Source organism: Streptomyces sp. NPDC012466 (assembly GCF_042955215.1).
In the GTDB taxonomy this organism is placed as follows: domain Bacteria; phylum Actinomycetota; class Actinomycetes; order Streptomycetales; family Streptomycetaceae; genus Streptomyces.
Window position 1 is genome coordinate 513,828 of record NZ_JBIBEQ010000004.1, and the last position, 23,537, is coordinate 537,364.

Consider the following 23,537-nt stretch of genomic DNA (forward strand, 5'->3'; position numbering starts at 1 on the left):
ACATAGGTCATACGAGTTGCGTTCCTTCTCAACCTCAACTGCCGGACAGCCGGCCACCTCAGGAGAGTGGGGCAGCAATGAAGCAGCGAACACTGTGGTCGGTGACCCTGGTTGCCGGGCTCGTTGTCTTAGCCGGCTGCGGAAGCGCCTCCGACCCGGATGTGGCGTCCGGTGGTTCGAAGGGCAAGCTCGTCGTCTGGGACTGGAAGTCCGGCGACGCCGCAGCGTCTTCCTACGTGAAGAAGGCCAAGGCCGACTTCGCCGAGCAGCATCCCGGCGTGACGGTCGAGTTCGTCGCCCAGCCGTTCGAGCAGTACTACACCCTGCTCGGGGCCGCCATCCAAGCCGGCAAGGGGCCGGACGTCATGCTCTTCAACGGCGGCGGACAGATCCGTGACCGCGCGAACTCCCTTCTGGCGTTGGACAAGTACGTCCGTGACGACAAGAAGCGGCTGGCCGGGTGGGAGGCCTTCACCAAGGACAACAAGACCTATGCCGCTCCGGTGACACTGCAAGGTCACCCCATCTACTACAACAAGGCGCTCTACCGGAAGGCAGGGCTGAACCCGGATCAGCCGGCCACCAGTTGGGACGAGTTCGTCACCAACTGCCGGACCATCACCAAGGCGACCGGCGCCAGATGCTTCGCGCAGGGCAACAAGGAAGGCATCGGTATCCAGTTCTTCCTGTCCGGGCTCGGCTCGGGCGTCCTGTCGCCCACGGAGTACGACGACTGGATTGCCGGCAAGCGAGACTGGTCCTCGCCGGCGGTCAAGCGGATCTTCTCGCTCTGGAAAGAGGTCAACGACAAAGGCCTGAACAACAACGGGGCGAACTCGACGGCGATGTTCAACGACGCGTTCGCGGTCTTCCAGTCCAACAAGGCCGCCCACGTCATCGGATTGATGTCGGACGTCGGGCACTGGAAGGACTTCGCGGAATTCCTCGACGCCGACGATGTCGGCGTCATGAAGTCGCCTGTCGTCACACCCGGCGCCATGCCGAGCCTTCCCTACGACGGCGGCATCGGCTACGCCGTCGCGAAGCGGACCAAGGACCCCCAGGCCGCCGCAGACCTGGTGCGCTCCCTGACCTCGACCGACGCCCTGAAGTCGTTCTACGCCGACGCGGGCGCCATCGCGGCCGACCGCACCGTGGACGTCTCGAGCGCCGGCCCGGCCGTCGCCACCATCGTGTCCGAGATCGACGACGGCAAGCCCGCCCTGCACGTCGCCCTGCCGTCCAAGACCGTGGACCTGATGGGGCGGCTGTCCCAGCAACTGCTCAGCGGATCGGTCACGGTCGACGCGGCCGTGAAGCAGCTGGCGGCCTCGGACCAGGCGGGCTGAGGCCATGTCACCGATGGATTCGTCGGTCCGCGCTGCTCGAACAGGGCGGACCGACGGGGCGCGAGCAGGTGAGGCGGCAGGTGGCCGCGGCCCTACGTCGAAATCTCCGCCAGTCCGCAGCGGCCGACGCGCCGAACGCCTCGCCCCCTACGTCCTGGTCGCCCCCGCTGTCCTGATCATCGTGGTGCTCCGCCTCTGGCCCCTCGGACTGGGCGTCAACTTCTCCTTCACCGGTGACGGCGAACGCAACGGCGCCATGGTGGGGCTCGACAACTACGCGGAGCTCTTCGACGACCCGCTGTTCCACACCGCGCTGCGCAACGTCGGACTGCTGGTGCTGCTGCTGCCGGTCGCGGTCGCGATCCCGGGACTGCTCGCCACCTTCATCTACCTGCGGGTGCCAGGACACTCGTTCTTCCGGAGCGTCTACTTCTTCCCGGCTGTGCTCTCACCGGTGATCGTCGGCGCGATCTTCAACCTGCTACTGGCCTTCGACGGTCCGCTGAACGCCGTGCTCGGCGGCTCAGGGGTCGGCCCGGTGGACTGGCTCGGTGACCCCGACGTAGCCATCTTCGCCGTCGTCGGTGTGCACATCTGGGCGACGTCAGGGATGGCACTGGTGGTGTTCCTGGCCGGGTTCGCGACCCTGGACCCCGCACTTCTGGACGCCGCCCGGGTCGACGGCGCCTCGCTCGCGCGAATGATCTGGCACGTCATCCTCCCGGGTCTCTCCCGCACGATCCAGTTCGTCGTCGTCACCACGATGATCGGGATGCTGACCTCGATGTTCGGGCTGCTCTACGTCATGACCAGTGGCGGCCCGGAAGGATCGACCTACCTGCCCGAGTACTACATCTGGGTCCAGCAGGGGCAGATGAGCCGCCCGGCGCTCGCGTCGGCCGCGTCCACCGTCCTCTTCCTCATCATGCTGGTCGTGGGCCTGCTGCAGGTCGGCCTGCTGCGCCGGGCGGGGAGGGAGGACTGATGTCTCGCCCGGGACCGAGCAGATGGCTGGTCACCCTGCCGATGGCGCTCCTCGCCCTGGCGACGATCTACCCGCTGCTGTTCACCGCCAACGTCGCGATGAAGACCCGCCGGGAGTACATCCTCGACCGGTTCTCCCTGGCAAGCACTCTCCGGTGGGACAACCTCAGCGCCGCGTGGAACAGCGTCGGCATGGGGCGGTACTTCCTCAACTCCGTGATCGTGGTGGCCTGCGCGGTAGCGCTGTTACTGCTCATCGGGTCCATGGCCGGGTTCGCGCTGGCCCAGGTGCGGTTCCGTGGCTCGTCCGCGCTGTATCTGGTCTGCCTCGCGGCACTGTTCATCCCGTTCCAGGTGATCATGGTGCCGCTGGCCAGGATCATGGCCGGCGGCGGACTCATCGACACCTATCCGGGGCTGATCCTCGCCTACGTGGCGCAGTTCCTGCCGTTCACCGTCTTCTTGATGACGAGCTACTACCGAGCGGTGCCCACCGAGCTCGTCGACGCCGCACGGATCGACGGCAACACCCTGTACGGCGTCTACCGGCGCATCATGCTGCCGATGGGCGCTCCGGCCCTGCTGTCGGTGGGCATCCTCGACGCGCTGTTCTGCTGGAACGACGTGCTCATCTCGCTGCTGATGATGCCGTCGGCCGACCATCGCACCCTGATGGTGGGCATCACCTCACTGCGCGGCCAGTACTCCGCCGACATCCCCACCTTCGCAGCCGGTGTCCTGATCGCCGGGCTACCCGTGTTGGTGACCTACCTGTTCCTGCAGCGCCAGATCGCTGACGGCGTGACGGCCGGCGCGACGAAGGGCTGACGCATGCGCATCACCGGGTACAGAACCCTGACGACGGTTCAGCGATGGGGCAGGCCTGTCGGTGACGCCAACGGCGTGTACGTCGACGGCGTCGTGCCGGTGCCGGTCGTCATCGTCGAGACCGATGAGGGGATCACCGGAGTCGGCCTGGGACCGCACGTGGAAGCCGAGGTGATTTTCGCCGCCATCGACGGGCAGGACCCGCGCGCGGTGACCGCCCTGTACGACCGCATGCTGCGGCACACCTTCAAAGCCGGGCATGCCGGCGTGGTGTTCGGCACGATCGGGGCGTTCGACACGGCGTTGTGGGACATCAAGGCACAGGCCGCGGGTGAGCCGCTGTGGCGGTTGCTCGGCGGCAACGACCGCGTGGTCCACGCCTACGCCTCCGGTCTGGACATCGGCCTCACCGACGACGAACTCGTCGCCGCCTACCAGAACTACGCCGAACGCGGGCTGAGGGCGGCGAAGCTCAAGGGCGGCCTGGACATCGAGCGTGACCGGCACCGGCTGTCGCTCGTACGCGAGGTATTGACCGAGGCTGCGCACGGGGCCCGGCCGGGGCTCATGCTGGACGCGAACGAGTCCTGGAGCCGCAAGCAGGCGGTACGCCACGTCGGTGAGCTGGAGCGCACCGTCGACCTGACCTGGATCGAGGAGCCGGTCCGGCGCTGGGACGCCGACGGCCTGGCCGCTGTCAGCCGTGGTGTACGGACGGCGGTCGCCAGTGGGGAGAACCTCACCGGCCTCGAGCAGTTCCGCCCGCTGATCGCGGCGGGAGGCGTCGACATCGTCCAGACGGCCGCCGTCTGGGGAGTCACCCACTTCCTGCGTGTCGCCGCGCTGGCGCACGCCTACGACCTGCCGGTCAGCCCGATCGGCAACACGCCTGTCGCGCTGCTGCACGCCGCGACCTCGGTGCCCAACCACCTCGTCAGCGAACTGCAGGACCTGCGGCCGCCGATCGGCGTCGCGATGGACCTGCACGTCGAGGACGGCGCCTTCGTGCTCGGCGACACGCCGGGCCTGGGCATCCGGATCGACGAAACGGTGATGACCGCGGCCCGGCAGCGAACGGCACACGCACCCGACGGACCGCACATACGGCCGGAGCAGGCCGGCCGGCGGCTGCTCGCGGTCACCCCCGAACCATGCCGATCCACCGCGGAAGGGACGTTCGACACCATGGAGATGGAGGATCGATGAAGGCGGTTGTCCACCGCGGGGCCCGCACCCTCGAGATCGAGAGCCGGGTCGCCGAGGCGCCGGCCCCGGCGAAGGGGCGGGGCGGGCGCGGCGTCGCTGGCAACGCCATCGCATCGGGCTGCGTCGCCGCCGACAATACCGAGGTATTCCGCGCGGACCCCCAGCGCAATCAGGCGATCCTCGGCCGGATCCCGGCCGGTGGCCGGAGACGCGCCGACGATCCCGCCGGGGCCACGGTGTTGCTTGCCTCCCCGGCGCCGGATCATGTCGACGGCATCGCTCCTTCCTTTGATGGCGGATGGCCGGGGCGATGATGGACCGCCCAGCGTTACCAGCCGACCGCGCCCGAGTCGATCGTGCCTGCGAACCCGAGGGCGCCGACGAGCGCGGCACCTGGCGCCGCCTTGCTCGAGACAACGTGTATGGACTCGTGATGCGAGCCGACCGAGCCGACGAGACGAGCCTGGTCGTCGCCGCACAGGCCGGCGATGCACGAGCGCTCGACGACCTGGCCGCGACGTACCTGCCGCTGGTGTACGCGATCGTGCGCAGGGCACTGGGTGAGCTTGCGGACGTCGACGACGTGGTGCAGGAGACGATGCTCCGGGCACTTCCTGAGCTGCGCACGCTGCGCGCCCCGGAGTGCTTCCGGCCCTGGCTGGCCACGATCGCGACACGACAGATCAGCACCCATCTGAACCGGCGGCAGGCGGACGCCGAACGGACGGCCTCCCTCGACGAGATGACCGACCCGCCGGACGCCGACGCCGAGAACCTGGCCCTGATCCACGTCGAGCTGTCCGGTCATCGCCGAAAGATCGTACGCGCCAGTCGATGGCTCGGCCCGGACGCCCGGGCCCTGCTGTCGCTGTGGTGGCTGGAGACCGCGGGCCGGCTGACGAGGGCGGAGCTCGCGGCGGCGCTGGGAACGAGCGTGGCTCACGCGGGCGTGCGCGTCCAGAGGATGCGCAACCAGCTGGAGCTGAGCCGGTCACTCGTCGCCGCGCTGGACGCCAGCCCCCGGTGCCCCCAGCTGACCGCCGCGCTGGGGGGCTGGGACGGCGTACCGAGCACGCTGTGGCGTAAGCGCATCACCCGGCACACCCGATCCTGTGCGGACTGCGGCCTGGCCACCGGCGATCTGGTGCCCGTTGAGCGGCTGATCGTCGCCCTGACGCTGCTCCCCGTCCCGCTGGCGCGGTCGGACACGGTGCTCGACAAACCCGCGGTCGCCGGGGCGACCGGGAATTCCGTCGTGATGGGAGCCGAGTCGGCCGAGGGCGGCTCGGGGCTTTCGGCACTACGGCGACCGCGACTCTTCAAGCCGGCCGCCGATAACGAAAACTGCCGCGATTTACACGCGTCCGTCACTTCAATTCGCCGCATGAAAAGGTTATGAGGGGTGGCCGTCAATAGTCCCGCTTCTCCGGTTAGTCGCACGTCAGCTCAGGTCCACATATATCGACGGCTCCCTCTTGAATGGACCATGGCAATCTGTCAATCTTTTAGTCGTCGACGCGTAACGTTCCCCATTCATGACCTGTGAAAGCGGAAGTCAAAAGCGATCGTCAGTCATAGCCCGGGCCAACGGCATGAGCGTGCGCGGCCACACACCGCTCCGGCACGCCCAGCAGCCCGGCTGGGCGCGTGGCCTGTCCGGCGGCGACTACATCTCCCCGCCGCGGCGGATGGGGCTACTCACCCAGATCAACTCCACCTGCTGACCGGAGATTCGGGCGAGGCAGGGGAGCGTGGCTTTCCAGGCGCCACAGCAGCGGCATGACGCTGACATGCTCGCTGCGAGCGATCTGGGAGGGGGCCGGCGCGGTGAGGGCAAGCTCCGCGCCGGCTCGGCCGCCTGCCGCCGGGCGGCCGACATCAACAGCTCCTGCACAGCGCAGACGTGACCAACCGCCACAGGGAAGGCACGACCATGCCCCACACCCATCGCAGGCGCTACCTCGCCCGGACGCTCGCCTGCATCCTTACCGCTCTCAGCACGCTCGCGGTCGTCGAGCAGCAGAGCGCCTCGACGGCCGCCGCCGACACGGCCCAGTTCCGCGGCGTCAACTGGGCCCGACTCGGTGACAACTTCCACGGTGGACCGCTGGTCCTGCACGGGTTGAGCGGCTCCGACAGCTACCAGTCGGTCGTGGCGAAAGCCAACGCCGTCTACACCGGTTTCGAGAACAACCTCGGCGCCAACACCGTCCGGCTCCCGATCAACACCTACACAGTCGGGACGAGCTGGTGGAACGCGTACACGGGCGCGATAGACGCGGCCACCGCGAAGGGATTCAAGGTCGTCCTCTCCTACTGGGACGACGGGGTGGCCGCCCGCGACGGTCGCATCGTCAACCCCAGCGCCTTCGACGCCATGTGGAACACCGTGCTTGCCCGGTACGGCACCAACAACCTCGTCCACTTCGAGCCGATGAACGAACCGGCGGGGCACAGCGCCGCCGAGTGGGCGAACGTGGTGAGCAACTGGATCAGCAGCCGCCCGTCGATTCCGCGGAACCGCATCTTCGTCAGCGGTGCCGGCCTGAACACCGACATCAAATCAATGTGCGCCGACCGCCGCCTTGACGGGACGTTCCTGTCGCTGCACCACTACACGTTCTTCAGCGGCGCGAAGACCTACGACCAGTGGGTGGCGTACCTGCGGAACGCGATCGGCTCCTGCGCCGACCGCACTGTCGTCGACGAGTTCGGCGCGCCGATGGACACCGGGCTCAACTACCACGACGCCGGCAGCACCGACAACTTCATCCGCTACTTCCGGGCCACCACCACGGTGCTCCGGGAACTGCGGATCGGCTCCGTCTACTGGCCCGGGCTGGGCGGCAAGATACGCGCCGGCCAGGGCGACGACTGGTATGCCATGCAGAAACTGCACGGCACCGGCACCGACCTCACGCTCAGCACCCCCAGTGCCAGCGGCCGCGAGCGCCTCCGGTACGGCTGGGGCTTGGACGGCGACGTCCCGGCCCCGGCCGGCCTGCTGCGCAACGCCGGCACCGGGCGCTGTCTGGACATCCCCGGCGGGACCACGGCGAACATCCAGGTCCAGGTGTACACCTGCGCCAACGCGGCCGGCCAACAGTGGACCCTGACGGCCGGAGGACAGATCACCGCACTTGGGGGCCAGAAGTGCCTGGACGCGTACAGCAGCGGGACGACGAACGGCACCGTGGTCGGTACGTGGGCGTGCAACGGCGGCGACAACCAGCGTTGGACGGTGGGCACCGACGGCACCATCCGCAGCGTTCACTCCGGCCTCTGCCTCGACGTGAACACCGCCACCCTCAAGACGCAGCTGTGGGCGTGCTGGGGCGGCGACAACCAGAGATGGCAGATCCAGAACACTGACGCGCGACGCGACGCCCGACGCGGCGGACACGGTGGACGGTGACCGCCGGCCGCGGCCGGATCACCGAGCCGGACCATCCGTACGGCGCGGGGCGAGCCGGAGGGTTTCGGGAACACGCTCGTCATCGGACACTTCCGATGCCTTGAGCCGTTGCCGGTACCCGACCGCGTCGGGACGTGGCGCGGCCCCTGGTCCATGTGCGGATCGACGGCATGCGTCGAGGGACGCACGAGCACCTGGACTTCGGCGACGGCGCGATCGACCTCCCCCCGGTGCCGGCAGCGGTCGGCTGCCGGGGCCCGGTCGCGGTCGAGCTGCCCCGGCACTCGCTCGCCGCCCCCGCGGTGGCCCGCCGCTCACTGGATTTCCTGCGCGCCGCGGCCCGCCTCGCGCCCACGGGGGCAGGGCCGCAGTGACGGACCGCGCTTCAACCTGTTCCAGTCCGTGAAGGGAGAACGACATGTCCGAGGTGACACGCAGACGGTTTCTCGCCGCCGGGGCGGCGGCTGGAGCAGGGATCGTGCCGGGTGGGTGGACGGCCACTGCCAGGGGCAGCGGCTCGGCCGCGCCGCCGGAGGTTCGGGCCGCGAACGACCTCGCCCTGTGGTACGACAAGCCGGCCGGCGCGGACTGGCTGCGGGCGCTGCCGATCGGCAACGGGCGCCTCGGCGCGATGGTGTTCGGCAACGTCGACACCGAACGGCTGCAGCTCAACGAGGACACCGTCTGGGCCGGCGGTCCGTACGACTCCGCCAACCCCCGCGGGGCGGCCAACCTCGCGGAGATCCGACGGCGGGTCTTCGCGGATCAGTGGGGGCCGGCGCAGGACCTGATCAATCAGACGATGCTGGGCAGCCCGGCCGGACAGCTGGCCTACCAGCCGGTCGGAAACCTCCTGCTCTCCTTCGGCAGCGCTACCGGTGCGTCGCAGTACAACCGGACGCTCGACCTCACCACCGCCACGGCCACCACGACCTACGTACTGAACGGCGTGCGGTACCAGCGTGAGGTGTTCGCCAGTGCACCGGACCAGGCGATCGTGGTCCGGCTGACGGCCGACCGGGCCAACTCCATCGCCTTCAGCGCCACCTTCGACAGTCCGCAACGGACCACGGTGTCCAGCCCGGACGCGGCCACGATCGCCCTCGACGGCATCTCCGCCGCCATGGAGGGCATCGCCGGACGGGTCCGGTTCCTCGCCCTGGCCAACGCCGTAGTGACGGGCGGCACGGTCAGCAGCTCGGGCGGCACGCTGCGGGTCTCCGGCGCCACCAGCGTGACGCTGCTGGTGTCGATCGGCTCCAGCTACGTCAACTTCCGGAACGTCGGCGGCGACTACCAGGGCATCGCGCGCAGCCGCCTCAACGCTGCCCGCAACGTCGGCCTCGACGAACTACGCAGGCGGCATCTCGCCGACTATCAGGCGCTGTTCAACCGGGTGTCGGTCGATCTGGGACGTACGACGGCGGCCGACCAGCCGACCGACGTACGGATCGCACAGCACGCGCAAGTGAACGACCCACAGTTTTCCGCCCTGTTGTTCCAGTTCGGCCGGTATCTGCTCATCTCATCCTCGCGGCCGGGCACCCAGCCGGCGAACCTGCAGGGCATCTGGAACGACCAGATGGCTCCGTCCTGGGACTCGAAGTTCACTATCAACGCCAACCTGCCGATGAACTACTGGCCCGCCGACACGACGAACCTGTCCGAATGCTTCCTCCCGGTCTTCGACATGATCAACGACCTGACCATGACCGGCGCCCGGGTGGCCCAGGCGCAGTACGGTGCCGGCGGCTGGGTGACGCATCACAACACCGACGCGTGGCGGGGCGCCTCGGTCGTCGACGAAGCGCGGTGGGGGATGTGGCAGACCGGTGGCGCATGGCTGGCCACCCTGATCTGGGACCACTACCTGTTCACCGGGGACATCGACTTCCTCCGCTCGAACTATCCGGCCCTGAAGGGCGCCGCCCAGTTCTTCCTCGACACCCTGGTCACCCACCCGACGCTTGGACACCTGGTCACGAACCCGTCGAACTCTCCGGAGCTCGCTCACCACGCGAACGCCACCGTCTGCGCGGGACCCACCATGGACAACCAGATCCTGCGCGACCTTTTCCATGGCGTCGCCCGTGCCGGCGAAATCCTCGGCGTGGACGCCGCCTTCCGCGCTCAGGCAGTGGCGGCCCGGGACCGGCTGGCGCCGACGCGGGTCGGTTCCAGGGGCAATATCCAGGAGTGGCTGGCCGACTGGGTGGAGACCGAGCGGACTCACCGGCACGTCTCCCACCTGTACGGGCTGCATCCGAGCAACCAGATCACCAAGCGCGGGACACCCCAGTTGTACGAGGCCGCGCGGCGGACGCTGGAGCTGCGCGGCGACGACGGGACGGGATGGTCGCTCGCGTGGAAGATCAACTTCTGGGCACGGATGGAGGACGGCGCCCGGGCCCACAAGCTGATCCGGGACCTGGTGCGGACGGACCGGCTCGCGCCCAACATGTTCGACCTGCACCCACCATTCCAGATCGACGGTAACTTCGGCGCCACCTCGGGCATCGCGGAGATGCTGTTGCAGAGCCACAACGGCGAACTGCACGTGCTGCCGGCGCTGCCGGCCGCCTGGCCCACCGGACGCGTGCGCGGACTGCGCGGCCGCGGCGGATACACCGTCGGCGCCGAGTGGAGCAGCGGCCGGATCGACTTGGTCGTCACACCCGACCGGACCGGCGCCGTCCGGGTGCGCAGTCGAATCTTCGCCGGCGACTTCACGCTGAAGGACGATTCGAGCGGCGAGCCGGTCCAGCCGAAGCGCCTCGAGGCCGATCTCATCGAGTTCGCCGGCCAGGCCGGAAACACCTACCGCGCGACCGCACTCAGGTCGGGGCCGGTGGAGACCGGCGTGGCCTATCGGCTGGTGGCCCAGCACAGCGGCAAGGCCGCCGACATCAACGGTGCATCCACGGACGCAGGTGCGCGGCTGATCCAGTGGCAGATCACCGCCGGACTCAACCAGCACTTCGAGTTCCTGCCCTCCGACGGCGGGCACTGCAAGATACGGGTTGGGCACAGTGGTCTGGTCCTGCACGTCGCCAGTAGCAGCAGCGGCGCCGACATCACCCAGCAGCCGGATACCAACGCCGCCGGCCAGCAGTGGCGGATAGTCGACCACGGAGGTGGCGTGATCAGTCTGGTCAACCGACAGAGCGGCCTCGCTCTGGACGTGTGGGAGGCCTCCACCGCCGACGGAGCCCGCATCTGCCAGTGGGCAGCCACTGGCAGCACCAACCAGCGATTCCAAGTCCACCGCATCTAGGGGCTTTCGTTTGGATCATCGGGCGGACCAGAGGAAGAAGCCTGCGATGTGATCACCCGCCGTCGCGCCGACGACCCGCGGTGTTCTGGTTCCAGCCACGTTCGGCCAGGCCGCGAGGTGGCCGCCGGGGCCGTCATCGTCCCGTCGTGGTGCCCCTGGGTGCTCGGGACGTGCTGCTGAGACCGCCCGTACCCACTTACGCGGGACACCGGGAAATGCGGTATGTGCGGGCGGTGGTCACCGGTGCTCAGCGGTAGGTGTTGCTGCTGACGTGGTCACCCACGAGCCAGGCCTTGAGGTCGGCGTGTGCCGTACGCCTGCGCTCCGTGTCGGACACCTGCGCCCCGCTCACCGGCACGCAGTTCCGGACACCTGTCCGTCAAGCGAGCATCAAGATTGACGGACGAACGTCCGTATGCCGGACAAGCCTGTGGGTGTCGCTTGATGACCGACCCAGTAGGGGCCCTCGACGGGCTCCTGATCGCCGACTTCTCCCGCATTCAGACGCGTACCTCCCGATGGCTCGTGCCGCCATGTCTCACTGGATCCCGTACTGCGCCGCGCGTTGCGGGCAGCAGCCGAGTGGTTCCGTACCGCGAGCCGCGGCTGGAAATGCAGCGAGCGTGACGGCAGCGCTGGCACTCAGCGGAACCAAGGCGTGGACCGATGCTTCCAAGGCTGCCTTCTCCAACCTGGTCCGCCTCCCGTTCGCCGAGGCCGTCTACACCAGCGATACCGGCTTGAGGATGATCGGTCCGGCAGAATGGCACCGACAAGGTCTCGTGGCGGACCTCAACCGCACTGAACCCTTCCTTGAACTCCCCTGCTGGACGGTCACGAGAGACGGTCGGTTCGACCTCCAGGCCTCCGGTGTTCTCCTCATCGGGAACCAAGAGACTGTCGAGGCGGTGGCTTCGCGCACCAGCGTCCCCAAGGATCAACCTGCGTACGGCGGACGGCGGACGGTGACGATCCGCCTCGAAATGGCCGGACTCGCCGACGGCCGGCCAGTACGCCGGGCTGCGCCACCTACCCCACACCGGACCACGCAGTCCGAGGCGGACGTCCTGCACACTGGTCCCCGACAACGGGAGCGCTCAATGGGCGAAGCCGTGGGGCTCGGCCGTACCCGGCAAGAGCGTGAGCACTACCAGTACCGGACCGTCACCCACGAAGAGATCGACCGAGCGTGTCGTCGGGGACCTGAGGTTCAGGCCCACCCGGGTCGTCGGGGGCGCGCATCGCGCGGATCTCCGTGGAGGCGGCCTCGCCGGCCCACCGTACGAGACCGGTGTTCCAGGTCGCACCGAGGCCGACCGCCTGGGCGAGAACGGTGGCCTGGCCCATCCAGGCGACGCGGTGCAGGGCCTCCTGGCCGGAGTGGAAGGCCGCGATGAGCAGGCGCTCGAGGGCGGGCGTGAACTGATGCAGGCATCCCATCTTTTCGTCGAGGGTGAGCCGCGACAGAAGGTCGTCGATGCGCTTCGCGAAAGCCAGCTGTGAGCGCGGAGCGGCGGTGGTGTTTGCGCCGTGTGTGCAGACACATGGGATCCTCTTGAGATGGAGTGGAAAGTTCTCTCGAAGCGCTTCGACGGCTGCCAGGGGCACTGGGGGAGCGTCAAGAGATCGACACCGTTCATCAAGCAGAGAATACGGAGAACCTCCTCCAGTGCCTCGGAGGAATCTTTGAAGGGACCCTTGTGTGCCCATGGGTGTTCACTTAACCTCACAGCAACATCGAAGCGCTTCGACTCCGTAGGTCTCGCCAGTGATGGGATGTCCGCTTTCAGCTCAGCTGGTTCAAGTCACGCGACCGCAGCCGACGGCCCACCACCGGGTGTCCGGGTGCGCCACGAAGGGTTGACGCAATGACGCCGGATGCCGCCTCCGCCCTCTCCGGACCCAGCAGGAGGAGCTTCCTCGCCTCCACGGCGGTCGCCACCGCCGTCAAGGGCTGACCGCAGTTGTCGCTCGTGGCCGTGTCGTGGCTTGTCGCGCAGTCCCCGCGCCCCTCACGGGACGCTTCCCCCTCCTTTCAGAACGACGAGGTGTGTGTCATGTATGCGTCCAGCCTCAGCAGACGTGCCGTTCTCGCCGGGACCGCTGCCGCCGCCGCGGCCGTCTCCCTGCCGCTGACCCAGGGGCGGGCGCAAGCCGCCGCCACCCCCGCGAAGAGCGGATACCGCTGGCGCAACGCCGTCCAGGGCGGCACCGGATTCATCAGCGGAGTGCTGTTCCACCCCTCCGTACGCGGGCTCGCCTACCTGCGCACCGACATCGGCGGCGCCTACCGGTGGGACGACCGGACCGACCGGTGGATCCCGCTCACCGACCACCTCGGCTGGGACGACTGGAACCTGCTCGGCGTCGAGGCCATGGCTGTCGACCCGGCCCACCCGAACCGGGTGTACCTGACCCTCGGCGCGTACACCCAGTCCTGGGCCGGCAACGGGGCCGTCCTGCGGTCCGAGAACCGCGGGGCCACCTGGAAACGCACCGACCTCACCGTCAAGCTCGGGGCCAACGAGGACGGGCGGGGTGCGGGGGAGCGGCTGCTCGTCGATCCGCGGGACAGCGACACGCTGTGGCTGGGAACCCGGCACGACGGGCTGCTCAAGTCGACCGACCGGGGCGCCACCTGGAAGGCCGTGAGCTTCCCGGCCACGCCCAGTGCCACCGGCCAGGGCATCACCTTCCTGGTCGCCGCGGGCCGTACGGTCTACGCCGGCTGGGGCGACTCCGACGGCACCTCCGCGAACCTTTACAGAGCCACCGACGGCACCACCTGGACGGCCGTCCCGGGGCAGCCCACCGGCACCGCCGCCAAGGTGCCGATCCGCGCCGCGTACGACCGCCACACGCGCGAGCTGTACGTGACGTACGCCAACGCCCCCGGCCCCAACGGGCAGTCCGACGGCAGCGTGCACAAGCTGCGCACCAGCAGCGGGAAGTGGAGTGAGGTCACCCCGGTGAAGCCGGGCGGCACGACGGCCGACGGCTCCGCCGACTCCTTCGGCTACGGCGGTGTCGCCGTCGACGCCCGTCGCCCCGGCACGCTCGTCGTCTCCACCAACAACCGCTGGGCCGACATCGACACCGTCTTCCGCTCCACGAACGGCGGCCGCACCTGGACGTCCCTGAAGGACACAGCCGTCCTCGACGTCTCCGACACCCCCTACCTCAAGTGGGGCGGGGACAAGCCCAAGTTCGGCTGGTGGATCCAGGCCCTCGCTCTCGACCCGTTCGACTCCGGGCACGTCGTGTACGGCACCGGAGCGACCCTCTACGGCACGCGCGACCTCAAGCACTGGGCCCCGCAGATCCGCGGCGTGGAGGAGGCGGCCGTCCGCCAGTTGATCTCGCCGCCGACCGGCGAGGCGCACCTGATCAGCGGCAACGGGGACATCGGTGTGATGTACCACGAACGGCTCACGGCGTCGCCGTCGCGCGGCATGGCGTCGAACCCGGTGTTCGGCACCTCCACCGGCCTGTCGCTGGCCCCGGCCAAGCCGTCGTACGTGGTCCGGGCGGGCTGGGGCGACCACGGCAACGGCGCCTACTCGAACGACGGCGGCAAGACCTGGACGCCCTTCAAGGCCCAGCCGTCCATGGCCAAGTCCGCGCCGGGCCCGATCGCCACCAACGCCGACGGCAGCGTGCTGCTGTGGTCCTTCGGTACGGCCAACCCCGGATACCGCTCGGTCGACAACGGCGCCACCTGGTCCGAGGTCGCCTCCTTCCCGAAGGGTGCCGCTCCGATCGCGGATCCCGTCGACCCGACCCGCTTCTACGCCTACGACACCACCACCGGGACGCTGTTCGCCAGCACCGACAGCGGCCTGACCTTCACCGCGCGGGCCACCGGCCTGAGCACGGGCGACAGCGAGTTTCAGATGACGGCCGCTCCGGGGCGCACCGGCGACCTGTGGCTCAGCCTCAAGGGCAACGGGCTGTACCGCTCGACCGACGGGGGCGCGACCCTGGCCAAGGTCAGCAGCTGCCACGCCTCCCACACCCTGGGCTTCGGCAAGGCCGCCAGGGGCGCTTCCTACCCGGCGGTCTACATGGTCGGCGCAGTCGAGAGCTTCAACGCCGTCTACCGCTCCGACGACGAGGTGAAGACCTGGGTGCGGATCAACGACGACCGGCACCAGTGGGGCTGGACCGGAGCCGCCGTCACCGGCGATCCGCGCGTGTACGGTCGGGTCTACGTCGCCACCAACGGACGCGGCGTGCAGTACGGGGAGCCCGCCTGATAGCCGAACCGGCAGAAGCTGGAACCTTACCCAGGCGCACGGCAGTTCGGCTGCTTGGGCAGGCTCCCGGAGCTGATGCAGGCAGGCGGCATCGGCGCGGTCCTCGCCACCGCACCTCAATCGCCCCGCCCTGGATGGGCCGGCTGCACGTGTTCGGAGAACCGGATGCCGAGCGGGACGTCGTCACGCATCACACCGTGGTACAGCCGGACGGCGATCAGATCCGCTGACTGAGCAATCACTCGCAGAACAGAGGAAACTGCATGAAAAAGTCTTCGATTCTACCCCTGATCATGCTTGTCGCTGTCGCGCTCGGGGTGACGGCGACAGGTGTGGCCCCTGCCTCCGCTGCCTCCAACACGCCTTTGCGGGTCATGCCGTTGGGCGACTCGATAACCTGGGGCGTGGGAAGCAGTACGGGCAACGGCTACCGCGCGCCGTTGTGGAACCGGCTCGCGTCGGACGGCCATCCGCTGGACTTCGTGGGCACGGTGCGGAACGGTTCGATGTCCGATCCGGACAACGAAGGCCACTCCGGGTACCGCATCGACCAGATCGCCGCGCTCGCCGACGCCTCGCTGACCCGCTACCGGCCCAACGTCGTGACGCTGCACATCGGTACCAACGACCTCCAAGGAGCCTCCGAGGTCGACAGCGCCATCGCCCGGCTGAGGTCGCTGGTCAACCAGATCACCGCCGATGTCCCCGACGCAACCGTTCTCGTCGCCTCCCTGGTCGTGTCCACCAGCAGCTCGGAGGAGCGGTTCCGGGGCACGTACAACCAGGCCACCCGGCACATCGTCAGCGACGCGCAGGCCGCGGGCAAACGCGTCGCGTTCGTCGACATGAGCAGTCTGACCACGGCCGACCTGGCCGATCCCCTGCATCCCAACGACTCGGGCTATCAGAAGATGGCTGACGCCTTTCACCGCGGTGTCCAGTCCGCGGACAGCGCCGGGTGGCTGAAGAACCCCGCCCCCGCGCCCGCCCGCGTGCAGTCCGGCGTGGCCGGCAAGTGCATGGATGTCAACGGTGCCAGCACCGCCGACGGGGCCGCCGTCCAGACGTGGAGCTGCGGCGACGGTGCCAACCAGTACTGGTCCGCCTACACCGACGGGACCCTGCGCTCCCTGGGCAAGTGCCTCGACGCCGCCGGCGGGGCCACCGCCAACGGCACCAAGCTGCAGCTCTGGGCCTGCCACGGTGGTGCCAACCAGGTCTGGCAGCCTTACAACGGCGGCTACCGCAACCCCGCCTCCGGCCGCTGCCTCGATGTTCCGGGCTCCTCCACGGCCGACGGCACACAGCTCGTGCTGTGGGACTGCAACGGCGGCTCGAACCAGAAGTGGACCACTCTGACGACCGGATGAGCCCCGAGCCCGGGATCTGATCCCTCTCCGGGCTTAGTGGTCGGCTCCGGAAGTCCTTCGGGGGTTGATCAGGCTGCCAGGATGGCACGGCAGCGGGCATAAACAGAAGTCTTTTCGTCGCTGGAGAGGACGTACTCGTTCTCGCCCAGCGGGATGCCCTCGAACGTGCGGCCGTAGGGGTGCAGGACACGTTGTGCCTTGGCGCGGAAGTCGGGGTCTCGAACGAAGATCCAGGACCGGTAGTGCCAGGGCTTGAGCGCGTCCTCGCGCAGCCAGCGGCACACCGTGGACGAGGAGACGCTGTCGGTGATCCCGCGCGCGGTCAGCTCGGCGGCCAGCTCCGGGCAGGACCAGCGCGACAGTGGCATGCCGGTCTCGGCGGTTAACTGACAGGCCAGCGCCTTGGCTTCGGCGACCTGCACGGGGGCGAAGCGGGTGGGGCACCCTGAGCGCTTGCGGTCGGCCAGGGCCGTCGGCCCGCCGTGGGCGAACCGGCCTCGCCAGGTACGAAGCGTGTCCAGGTGCAGGCTCGTCTCGTGGGCGATACGCGCGTTGCAGTGCCCCCGTGCCGAATGTAGCCGCATACAGTTCCCGGGACGTCTCGTCGAGGAAGGTGATCCGGGCGATGTTGCGCTCAGCTCGGTCCAGGGCGGCGCAGTCGCCGAAGAGGGCGACCGCCGCCGTATTCCAGGCAAGGATGTCCATGCGCCGGCCCAGCACCACCGCCGGCATGTCCACCAGACCGTCCAGCAGCCGCTGGAGCATGGGGCGCACACGTTGCGGCCGGGGCTGGTGCCGGGGAACGTGCCGGGCGGCGGACTGCGCTCCGGCGAGGCGGTGCAGGTGCCGGATGGCATCCTCGTCCAGCCGCAGTGCGCGGGCGAGGGCGTCGAGTACCGCGCCCGAGGGGTTGGGCACGCGACCCTGTTCCATCCGGGTGTAGTGGTCGACGCTCACCCCGGCGAGCTGCGCGATCTCCTCGCGGGCAGGCCTGTGACCTGGCGCCGGCCTCCGAAGTCCGGCAGGGCAACGTCTTCGAGGTGCAGGAGGGAGCGGCGGGTGCGGAGGAACTCGCCCAGGTTGATGGCTGTGCTCATACGACGATTGTTCCCGGTCGTGATGGGTGGCTGCCTGGCCCTGCCGGGGCCAGGCAGCTACCGCCCATTGTCAGGAGGCGTGGATGGCGGTCACCAGGCCCCCGTCGACGGCGATGTCTTGGGCGGCGCACTGGCCGGAAATGAGGTCGAGCACCTGTGTGCAGCACCGGTCGGCAGGGGGCCGGCCGCATGGTGCGGCGTCGGCGAGTGGGTGGACGCGCTACCGGGAGAACGAGAAGTACAGGGTTCGGCCGTAGTCGCCCGTCGCCGTGGTGGGGGCGCCGCTGGGGCCGAGCGCGGCCGGCGCGTCGAACTTGGTACCGATGGCCGGGATGGCGTCGAGGAACGACAGGTCTCCCTTCGGGAAGGGCGGCGCGGTATGGCGGGGGTCGGGTCCGAACCGGGGGGTGAAGAGACGCAGGTAGAGGTTCTCGTCCTCGGAGACCATGGTGATGCGTCCGGCGGTGGTGTGCAGGGACGCCCAGCGGACGTCCGCGTGATAGCCCTTGAACTCCGGGTACACCCAGCCGTCGGCACCGGTCGCGGTGTCGTTGTACTGCTTCGTCCAGACGTCCGTCGCGACGCCGCGCAGCCGGTTCTTCCACACCCTGTGCGGTCCGTGGCCGAGCCATGTCACGCCGGTCACCTGCGATTCGGGATGGTCGAAGCCGACGCCGAAGAGGTCGTACTCGCCGGTGAGGTGGTAGCGGTAGTCCAACTGCAGCCAGCCGCTGGGGTGCAGACGCCACCGGACGTGGCGCAGGACGCCGGAGTACTCGGCCTCCACCGTGTAGGCGTCGCCGTCGAGCCCGTGTGTCAGGCGGGTGAGGTCCGCCGTTCCGGTGGTGGGCAGCGGGCCGCGGGACAGCACGAAGTCCGCCCCTCGGTGGGTGACGCCTGCCAGCATGCCGGTCGTGGCGTCGAGCGTGACCGTGGTGTGGCGGGACGCGAGGGTGAGCCTGTCGTCCGCGAGCCGGCCGCGTACGGCCGGTCCCGGGCCCGTCCGTACCAGTCGCCGGGCCTGGTCGGCGGCGGAGGCGATGGTCCATGTCCAGCGGCGGATCTCGCGGCCGTCGGCACCGGTGACGATGAGCGCCATGGCGTCGGCGCGTCGCCAGCCGGACGGCAGGGGTAGGCGCAGCAGTCCTTGCGCGCCGGGCTCGATGTCGGGAGCTGAGAGAGTGCCCTGCGCCCGCACCGTGTGGCCGTGCCGCCGCTGCGCCGGGGTGCGGAAGTCCAGGAGCCGCCAAGTGAACCGGCAGGTACGGGTGTTGGTGAAGGCGTAGTGGTTGGTGAGGCTGATTCGTCCGTCGAAGTCATCCGGCAGGCCGGAGGCGAACCGCTCCGGCTCGGCGAGTTGTACGGGCGACCAGATGTCCCTGATCGTGTAGAAGCTGGCCTCCTTCTCGCGGAAGGGGCCGAGGATGCCGTCGGGTGCGGCGTTGCCCGCCACGTCGATGGCGCCGCCGAGGTCGTCCCGCACGACGCCCTCGTCGATCAGTGACCAGAGGAAGCCTCCGGCGGAGAGCCGTTCACGGCCCATCAGCTTCCAGTAGTCGTCGAGGCCCGCGCCGGCGCCGCCGTCGTAGAGGCCGTGGAGGAACTCGGTGGGCATGAAGACGTCGCCCTGTTCCTGCAGGATGCGGCGGGTGCTGTCGTAGTTCTCGTAGTGGTCGGTGTTGATGCCGCCGAAGTTCGCCCAGGGGTGGAGAACGGTGCGCCGCTGGGGGTCGTGGCGGGCGTAGTCGTCGTCGAGGGCGGCGTTCCAGCCGCCTTCGTTGCCGTTGCACCAGAACAGGATCGACGGGTGGTTGACGTCACGGGTGACCATCTCGGCGACGAGGGGTCTGCCCGCCGCTTCGTCGTAGGACTTCTGCCAGCCGGCCAGTTCGTCGAGCACGTACAGCCCGAGTTCGTCGGCGAGGTCGAGGAAGTGCGTGTCCGGCGGGTAGTGGGACATCCGGACCGCGTTCATGTTCATCTCCTGCATCAGGAGGATGTCCTTGCGGCTGATGCGCGCGCTGGTCGCCCGGCCGGACGTGGGCCAGATGGTGTGCCGGTTGGCTCCCTTGAGGATGACTTTGACGCCGTTGACGTACACGCCGTCGCCGGGGCGCACCTCGACGGTGCGGAAGCCGAATCTCTCGTCGACGCGGTGGACGGTGCGGTCGTCGGCGCGGAGCGCGACCTCGACGCGGTAGAGGTGCGGGGTCTCCGCCGTCCACTGGCGGGGGGAGTCGACAGCGGTCCTGAGGGTCACCGTCGTGGCGCCGGGAGCGACGGCCGCGGTGAACGGGACGCCGATTGGGCGCCCGGAGAGGTCGGTGACCTGGGCGACGAGACGGTCTGCGGAGCCGGTACCCGACAGATGGGCGTCGATCCGCAGCGTGCCGTCGGCGCGGGCGTCGACAGCGATGCGCTCGATGTGCTGGAGCGGGAAGGCCTCCAGGTGGACGGGGCGGTAGATGCCGCCGAAGTTCCAGTAGTCGCCCAGGCGTTCGGCCCGGTTGACGGAGTCGTCGGTGGACTCCTTGCTGACGGTCACCTCCAGGAGGTTGTCCTGGCCCGGATGCAGCTTGCCGGTCACCTCGTGCCGGAACCGGTAGAAGCCGCCGCGGTGGACGGGCCCGGCCGGCTCGCCGTTGATCCACGCCTCGGTCTCGGTCATCGCCCCTTCGAAGACGAGGAAGACGCGTCTGTCACGCCAGTGGTCCGGGGGCGTGAAGGTGTGCCGGTAGCGGCCTTTCTCCTCCGGGCGCAGATTCCACCCGTAGTTGTAGGTGCCGTATCCGTGGAACTCCCAGTTGGACGGAACCGGGATGCTGCCCCAACTGCCGCTGCGCCGTCCGCTGGTGCACAGGAAGTCCCAGTCGACCGGGTGGTCGGCGTCCTCGCCGGACAGATACAGGCGCTCGGTGCGCGTGGAAGCGTCCGTTCCGTCGGCCGTCCCGGCCTCGGCGGCCCGGGCCGAGCCCGTGGGAAGGCCTCCGGCGAGGGCCGCGCCGGCTGCGCCCAGGATCAGAACGCCACGGCGTGACAATTGCATGACATCTCCAGCCTTCAGAAACCATCGGGGAGGGAACGGCGGGGACGTGCGCGTAGTCGACGGGTCCGGGTCGGCACGGGGGTTTGCGGGAGGGGATGACGCCTGGCCGAGGGGCGGATTCGGTTCGCGAAGTGGCGCAGGGGCAGATGGTGTGCCGGGGCGGGCTGTCACGGTCTGGTACGGGCCGCTCGTCTGTCCGCGGTGCGCGGGCGGGGAAGCTGGGCGGTATCGGGGGTGTCAGCTTGGAGGGCTTTTCGAAACCGAGGGTGGTTTCGAGAAGCCCTCTCAGCCCTGGGCGGTGGTCAGCCGAGGCGCCACTGCTGGAGGCTGCCCCCGTTGCAGTCCCACAGTGCGACCAATGCGCCACTGGCGGTGGAGGCACCGGTCACATCCAGGCACAGGCCTGACCGGACGCTGGTGATGGTGCCGTTGGGGTTGAGGTTCCATTGCTGGTTGGTGCCGCCGTTGCAGTCCCATATCGCGACTTTGGCGCCGGCCGTGGTGCCGGTCGCGTCGAGGCACTTCGCACCGCCGTAGACGGTGAGCTGCTTGGTCGACGTGCTGGTCCAGGTCTGGTTGGTGCCGGCATGGCAGTCCCAGATCTGCGTCTGGGTACCGTTGGTCTGCGAAGAGCCGGGTACGTCCAGACACTTGCCGGCACCGGTGGCGCGGACCGGACCTGTGGTGGTCCCGCCGGAGCCGTCGAGTCCGAAGAATGTGATGGCCCGGGCCGCCATGCCGCTTTCGGGCAGGGAGTGCCCGACACCCTGGAAGCTGTTCGCCTCGACCGGTGCCTGCGCGCCGGTGGAGCCGTAGCGGGTGCGGGTCCAGTTGGACTGCGGGGAGTCGGTGAAGACCGGGGTCTGGCTCACCCCGAGCACATTGGTCCACTGCTTGATCTCTTCACCGAAGTTCGCGTAGTACAGCGCTTCGTCCTCGGTGCCGTGCCACAGCTGCATCCGCGGCCGGGGGCCGGTGTACCCCGGGTAGGCACCCCGGACGAGGTCGCCCCACTCCTGCGGGGTCTTGCTGATCTGGCCGGTGGCGCAGTCAGTGTTCCAGCCGGAGCCGTCGGTGGTGGCGAAGCAGCCGAACGGCACACCCATGAACGCCGCACCGGCCTTGAACAGGTCGGGGTACGCGCCGAGCATGACATTGGTCGTCATCGCGCCGGACGAGGCGCCGGTGACGTAGACCCGGCTGGGGTCGGCGTTCATGTTCTGCAGGGTGTACCGGACCATCTGGGCGATGCTCGTGGGGTCACTGCCCCCGTCATGCTTGAGCGCCTGGGGCGAGGAGACGTCGAAGCACTGCCCGCTGACGTTCGCGTCCGGGTAGACGACGATGAACCCGTGCTGGTCGGCCAGGCGGGCGAACTCCGTGTTGGAGTAGAAGGCGGGCCCCGTGCCGGTGCAGTAGTGCACTGCCACCACCACGGCCGGGCGTGCCGGAGCGTTGTCGGGCCTGTAGACGTACATCCGCAGGTTTCCGGGATTGCTGCCGAAGTTGGTCACCTCGGTCAGTGACGCGGCCGATGCGGTGGTGGCCGAGGCGCCGGTCAGTACGAGCGCCGCGATCAGCGGCGAGATCGCCATCAGCAGGGCTGCCAGTACATCTGTGACGCTTCTCTTTTTGGACTTCCGGGACATGACGGTGTCCTTTCTGAAATCCGGCGCGGCCGGGGATGACCAGATGGTGAAGCGCTTCGACGGTTCCATCGTCCTAGGCGTGGTGTCAATCCCTGGTGGTAAGTAAGGTCACGTCGCCTCCATCCCTCTGTTTCAGCAGGGAATGCTCAGAAACTCGAACTGTCGAGTGAAGCGCTTCGATACTCGCTGAAGGCTTCCGGCCGACCTTGATCGCTTCTCAGGCTTGTCGACGGCGAACTTCCTGGGGCGCGGCACCTGCGCGTGGTCGGGCTCGACATCCCAGTCGGCGACGGTGGGGATCCAGCGTGCATGCGGGCGAACAGCAAGGCGGCGTTCGTCGGTTCGGCGGTCGGGAGCATGGCGTCGATCACCGTGTCGCACAGGGTCTCCAGCGACGGGGCTGTGCGGTAGCCGGCGATCGCTCGGACCCTGCCCCCGGAATCCCGGACGGACCAGATGCTGGTGGCCCAGGCGTTGGTGTAGTCGCTGCCTCGCGGGCGGAAGACAGTGATCAGACGCGTGGGCTCGCCCGTCCTCCCCATGTCGGCTGGCGCGTCGGTGTAGGGCTTGTCGTCCCCTTCGGGAAACAGTCTGCGGTCGAATTCGGGAAGCACCTCGCGATACTTCTTGCCGAGCACTTGCTCCTGGGAGTGCGTGATCACCCAGGCAGAGGAGGCGTTGATCCACAAGAACCGCAGCTCAGGGTCGGAGACACCCTGAGCGAAGGGGCTCCGCTCGAAGGCCCGGTCGGTGATCCACCGGGTGGCGTCCCTGCGCTGGACGGTCATCACATGGCCCAGCGCCCGCCCGTCGGTACCCGGTAAGCGGCCACCGCCCTCACCGGCGCACAGTGCGGCGGCCACCCCCGCGGTGGAGCAGCGGATGAGCCGTCACCACGGCGTCCACCGTGGAACCGTCCCGGTGGCGCAGGGGGGAAGAACCCCGCGGGGCCGGCGCCGTAGCCCTCGGGGAAACCGGGTGCCGGGGGATCGACCAGCAGGCCGGTCACGGGGCGGCCGGTAATGTCCTTCGCCCTCCAGCCCAGCAGCAGCCCCCCTCGCTC

General features: G+C 68.9%; 17 protein-coding genes and 2 pseudogenes. 12 read left to right on the top strand and 7 right to left on the bottom strand.

Going from position 1 to position 23,537, the window contains the following annotated elements; translation table 11 throughout:
• The first annotated feature begins 77 nt into the window (after nucleotides 1-77).
• From ACFY9E_RS18275 to ACFY9E_RS18320, 10 genes are all read left to right on the top strand, one after another.
• Entirely contained in the window at nucleotides 78-1,349 is a 1,272-nt protein-coding gene (locus ACFY9E_RS18275) for an extracellular solute-binding protein (RefSeq protein ID WP_390984800.1), read from the top strand.
• Between the two features lie 184 nt (nucleotides 1,350-1,533).
• Nucleotides 1,534-2,334 carry an ABC transporter permease subunit gene (locus ACFY9E_RS18280; RefSeq protein ID WP_390985123.1) on the top strand — a complete coding sequence of 267 codons (801 nt, stop codon included), beginning with the start codon at nucleotides 1,534-1,536 and terminating at the stop codon, nucleotides 2,332-2,334.
• On the top strand, nucleotides 2,334-3,161 hold the full coding sequence (locus tag ACFY9E_RS18285; protein ID WP_390984803.1) for an ABC transporter permease subunit: 828 nt from the start codon (nucleotides 2,334-2,336) through the stop codon (nucleotides 3,159-3,161). The genes ACFY9E_RS18280 and ACFY9E_RS18285 overlap by 1 nt, the downstream gene beginning before the upstream one ends.
• A gap of 3 nt (nucleotides 3,162-3,164) precedes the next feature.
• Nucleotides 3,165-4,367, top strand: coding sequence for an enolase C-terminal domain-like protein (locus ACFY9E_RS18290; RefSeq protein WP_390984805.1), 1,203 nt, complete (start codon nucleotides 3,165-3,167; stop codon nucleotides 4,365-4,367).
• Nucleotides 4,364-4,681, top strand: a complete 318-nt coding sequence (locus ACFY9E_RS18295) for a hypothetical protein (protein ID WP_390984807.1) — start codon at nucleotides 4,364-4,366, stop codon at nucleotides 4,679-4,681. The genes ACFY9E_RS18290 and ACFY9E_RS18295 overlap by 4 nt, the downstream gene beginning before the upstream one ends.
• Before the next feature lie 119 nt (nucleotides 4,682-4,800).
• A complete protein-coding gene (locus ACFY9E_RS18300; RefSeq protein ID WP_390984810.1) occupies nucleotides 4,801-5,766 on the top strand; it encodes a sigma-70 family RNA polymerase sigma factor in 966 nt (321 codons plus the stop codon).
• 193 nt (nucleotides 5,767-5,959) lie between these two features.
• The gene (locus tag ACFY9E_RS18305) at nucleotides 5,960-6,091 is read left to right on the top strand and encodes a hypothetical protein (protein WP_390984812.1); all 132 of its coding nucleotides are present in this window, start codon (nucleotides 5,960-5,962) and stop codon (nucleotides 6,089-6,091) included.
• A gap of 209 nt (nucleotides 6,092-6,300) precedes the next feature.
• Nucleotides 6,301-7,782: an RICIN domain-containing protein gene (locus ACFY9E_RS18310; protein WP_390984814.1), complete on the top strand. Its 1,482-nt coding sequence runs from the start codon at nucleotides 6,301-6,303 to the stop codon at nucleotides 7,780-7,782.
• Nucleotides 7,783-7,916: 134 nt separating this feature from the next.
• Complete coding sequence (locus ACFY9E_RS18315; RefSeq protein WP_390984816.1) at nucleotides 7,917-8,156, top strand: hypothetical protein; 240 nt, start codon at nucleotides 7,917-7,919, stop codon at nucleotides 8,154-8,156.
• 44 nt (nucleotides 8,157-8,200) lie between these two features.
• A complete protein-coding gene (locus ACFY9E_RS18320; protein WP_390984817.1) occupies nucleotides 8,201-11,056 on the top strand; it encodes a glycoside hydrolase N-terminal domain-containing protein in 2,856 nt (951 codons plus the stop codon).
• 1,193 nt (nucleotides 11,057-12,249) lie between these two features.
• On the opposite strand, the pseudogene ACFY9E_RS18325 reads toward ACFY9E_RS18320, so the two are convergent.
• A pseudogene (locus ACFY9E_RS18325) lies at nucleotides 12,250-12,600 on the bottom strand (sugar hydrolase); the annotation flags it as partial.
• A 513-nt stretch (nucleotides 12,601-13,113) separates the two neighbouring features.
• Between ACFY9E_RS18325 and ACFY9E_RS18330 the strand changes: the two are divergent.
• Together ACFY9E_RS18330 and ACFY9E_RS18335 are read left to right on the top strand one after the other, a co-directional pair.
• Nucleotides 13,114-15,312, top strand: coding sequence for a 1,4-beta-glucanase (locus ACFY9E_RS18330; RefSeq protein ID WP_390984820.1), 2,199 nt, complete (start codon nucleotides 13,114-13,116; stop codon nucleotides 15,310-15,312).
• A gap of 263 nt (nucleotides 15,313-15,575) precedes the next feature.
• On the top strand, nucleotides 15,576-16,682 hold the full coding sequence (locus ACFY9E_RS18335; protein WP_390984822.1) for a ricin-type beta-trefoil lectin domain protein: 1,107 nt from the start codon (nucleotides 15,576-15,578) through the stop codon (nucleotides 16,680-16,682).
• A 68-nt stretch (nucleotides 16,683-16,750) separates the two neighbouring features.
• Here the strand turns inward: ACFY9E_RS18335 and ACFY9E_RS18340 are convergent, their stop codons facing one another.
• From ACFY9E_RS18340 to ACFY9E_RS18365, 6 genes and pseudogenes are all read right to left on the bottom strand, one after another.
• Nucleotides 16,751-17,266 (bottom strand): helix-turn-helix domain-containing protein, encoded by a 516-nt coding sequence (locus ACFY9E_RS18340; RefSeq protein ID WP_390984825.1) that lies wholly within the window; start codon nucleotides 17,264-17,266, stop codon nucleotides 16,751-16,753.
• 55 nt (nucleotides 17,267-17,321) lie between these two features.
• A pseudogene (locus tag ACFY9E_RS18345) lies at nucleotides 17,322-17,615 on the bottom strand (transcriptional regulator); the annotation flags it as partial.
• A 20-nt stretch (nucleotides 17,616-17,635) separates the two neighbouring features.
• Nucleotides 17,636-17,779, bottom strand: a complete 144-nt coding sequence (locus ACFY9E_RS18350; protein ID WP_390984826.1) for a hypothetical protein — start codon at nucleotides 17,777-17,779, stop codon at nucleotides 17,636-17,638.
• Nucleotides 17,780-17,999: 220 nt separating this feature from the next.
• Complete coding sequence (locus ACFY9E_RS18355) at nucleotides 18,000-20,825, bottom strand: glycoside hydrolase family 2 TIM barrel-domain containing protein (RefSeq protein WP_390984829.1); 2,826 nt, start codon at nucleotides 20,823-20,825, stop codon at nucleotides 18,000-18,002.
• Between the two features lie 302 nt (nucleotides 20,826-21,127).
• Nucleotides 21,128-22,474: a PHB depolymerase family esterase gene (locus ACFY9E_RS18360; RefSeq protein ID WP_390984832.1), complete on the bottom strand. Its 1,347-nt coding sequence runs from the start codon at nucleotides 22,472-22,474 to the stop codon at nucleotides 21,128-21,130.
• A gap of 146 nt (nucleotides 22,475-22,620) precedes the next feature.
• Nucleotides 22,621-23,337: a PAS domain-containing protein gene (locus ACFY9E_RS18365; RefSeq protein ID WP_390984834.1), complete on the bottom strand. Its 717-nt coding sequence runs from the start codon at nucleotides 23,335-23,337 to the stop codon at nucleotides 22,621-22,623.
• Nucleotides 23,338-23,537: the final 200 nt, after the last annotated feature.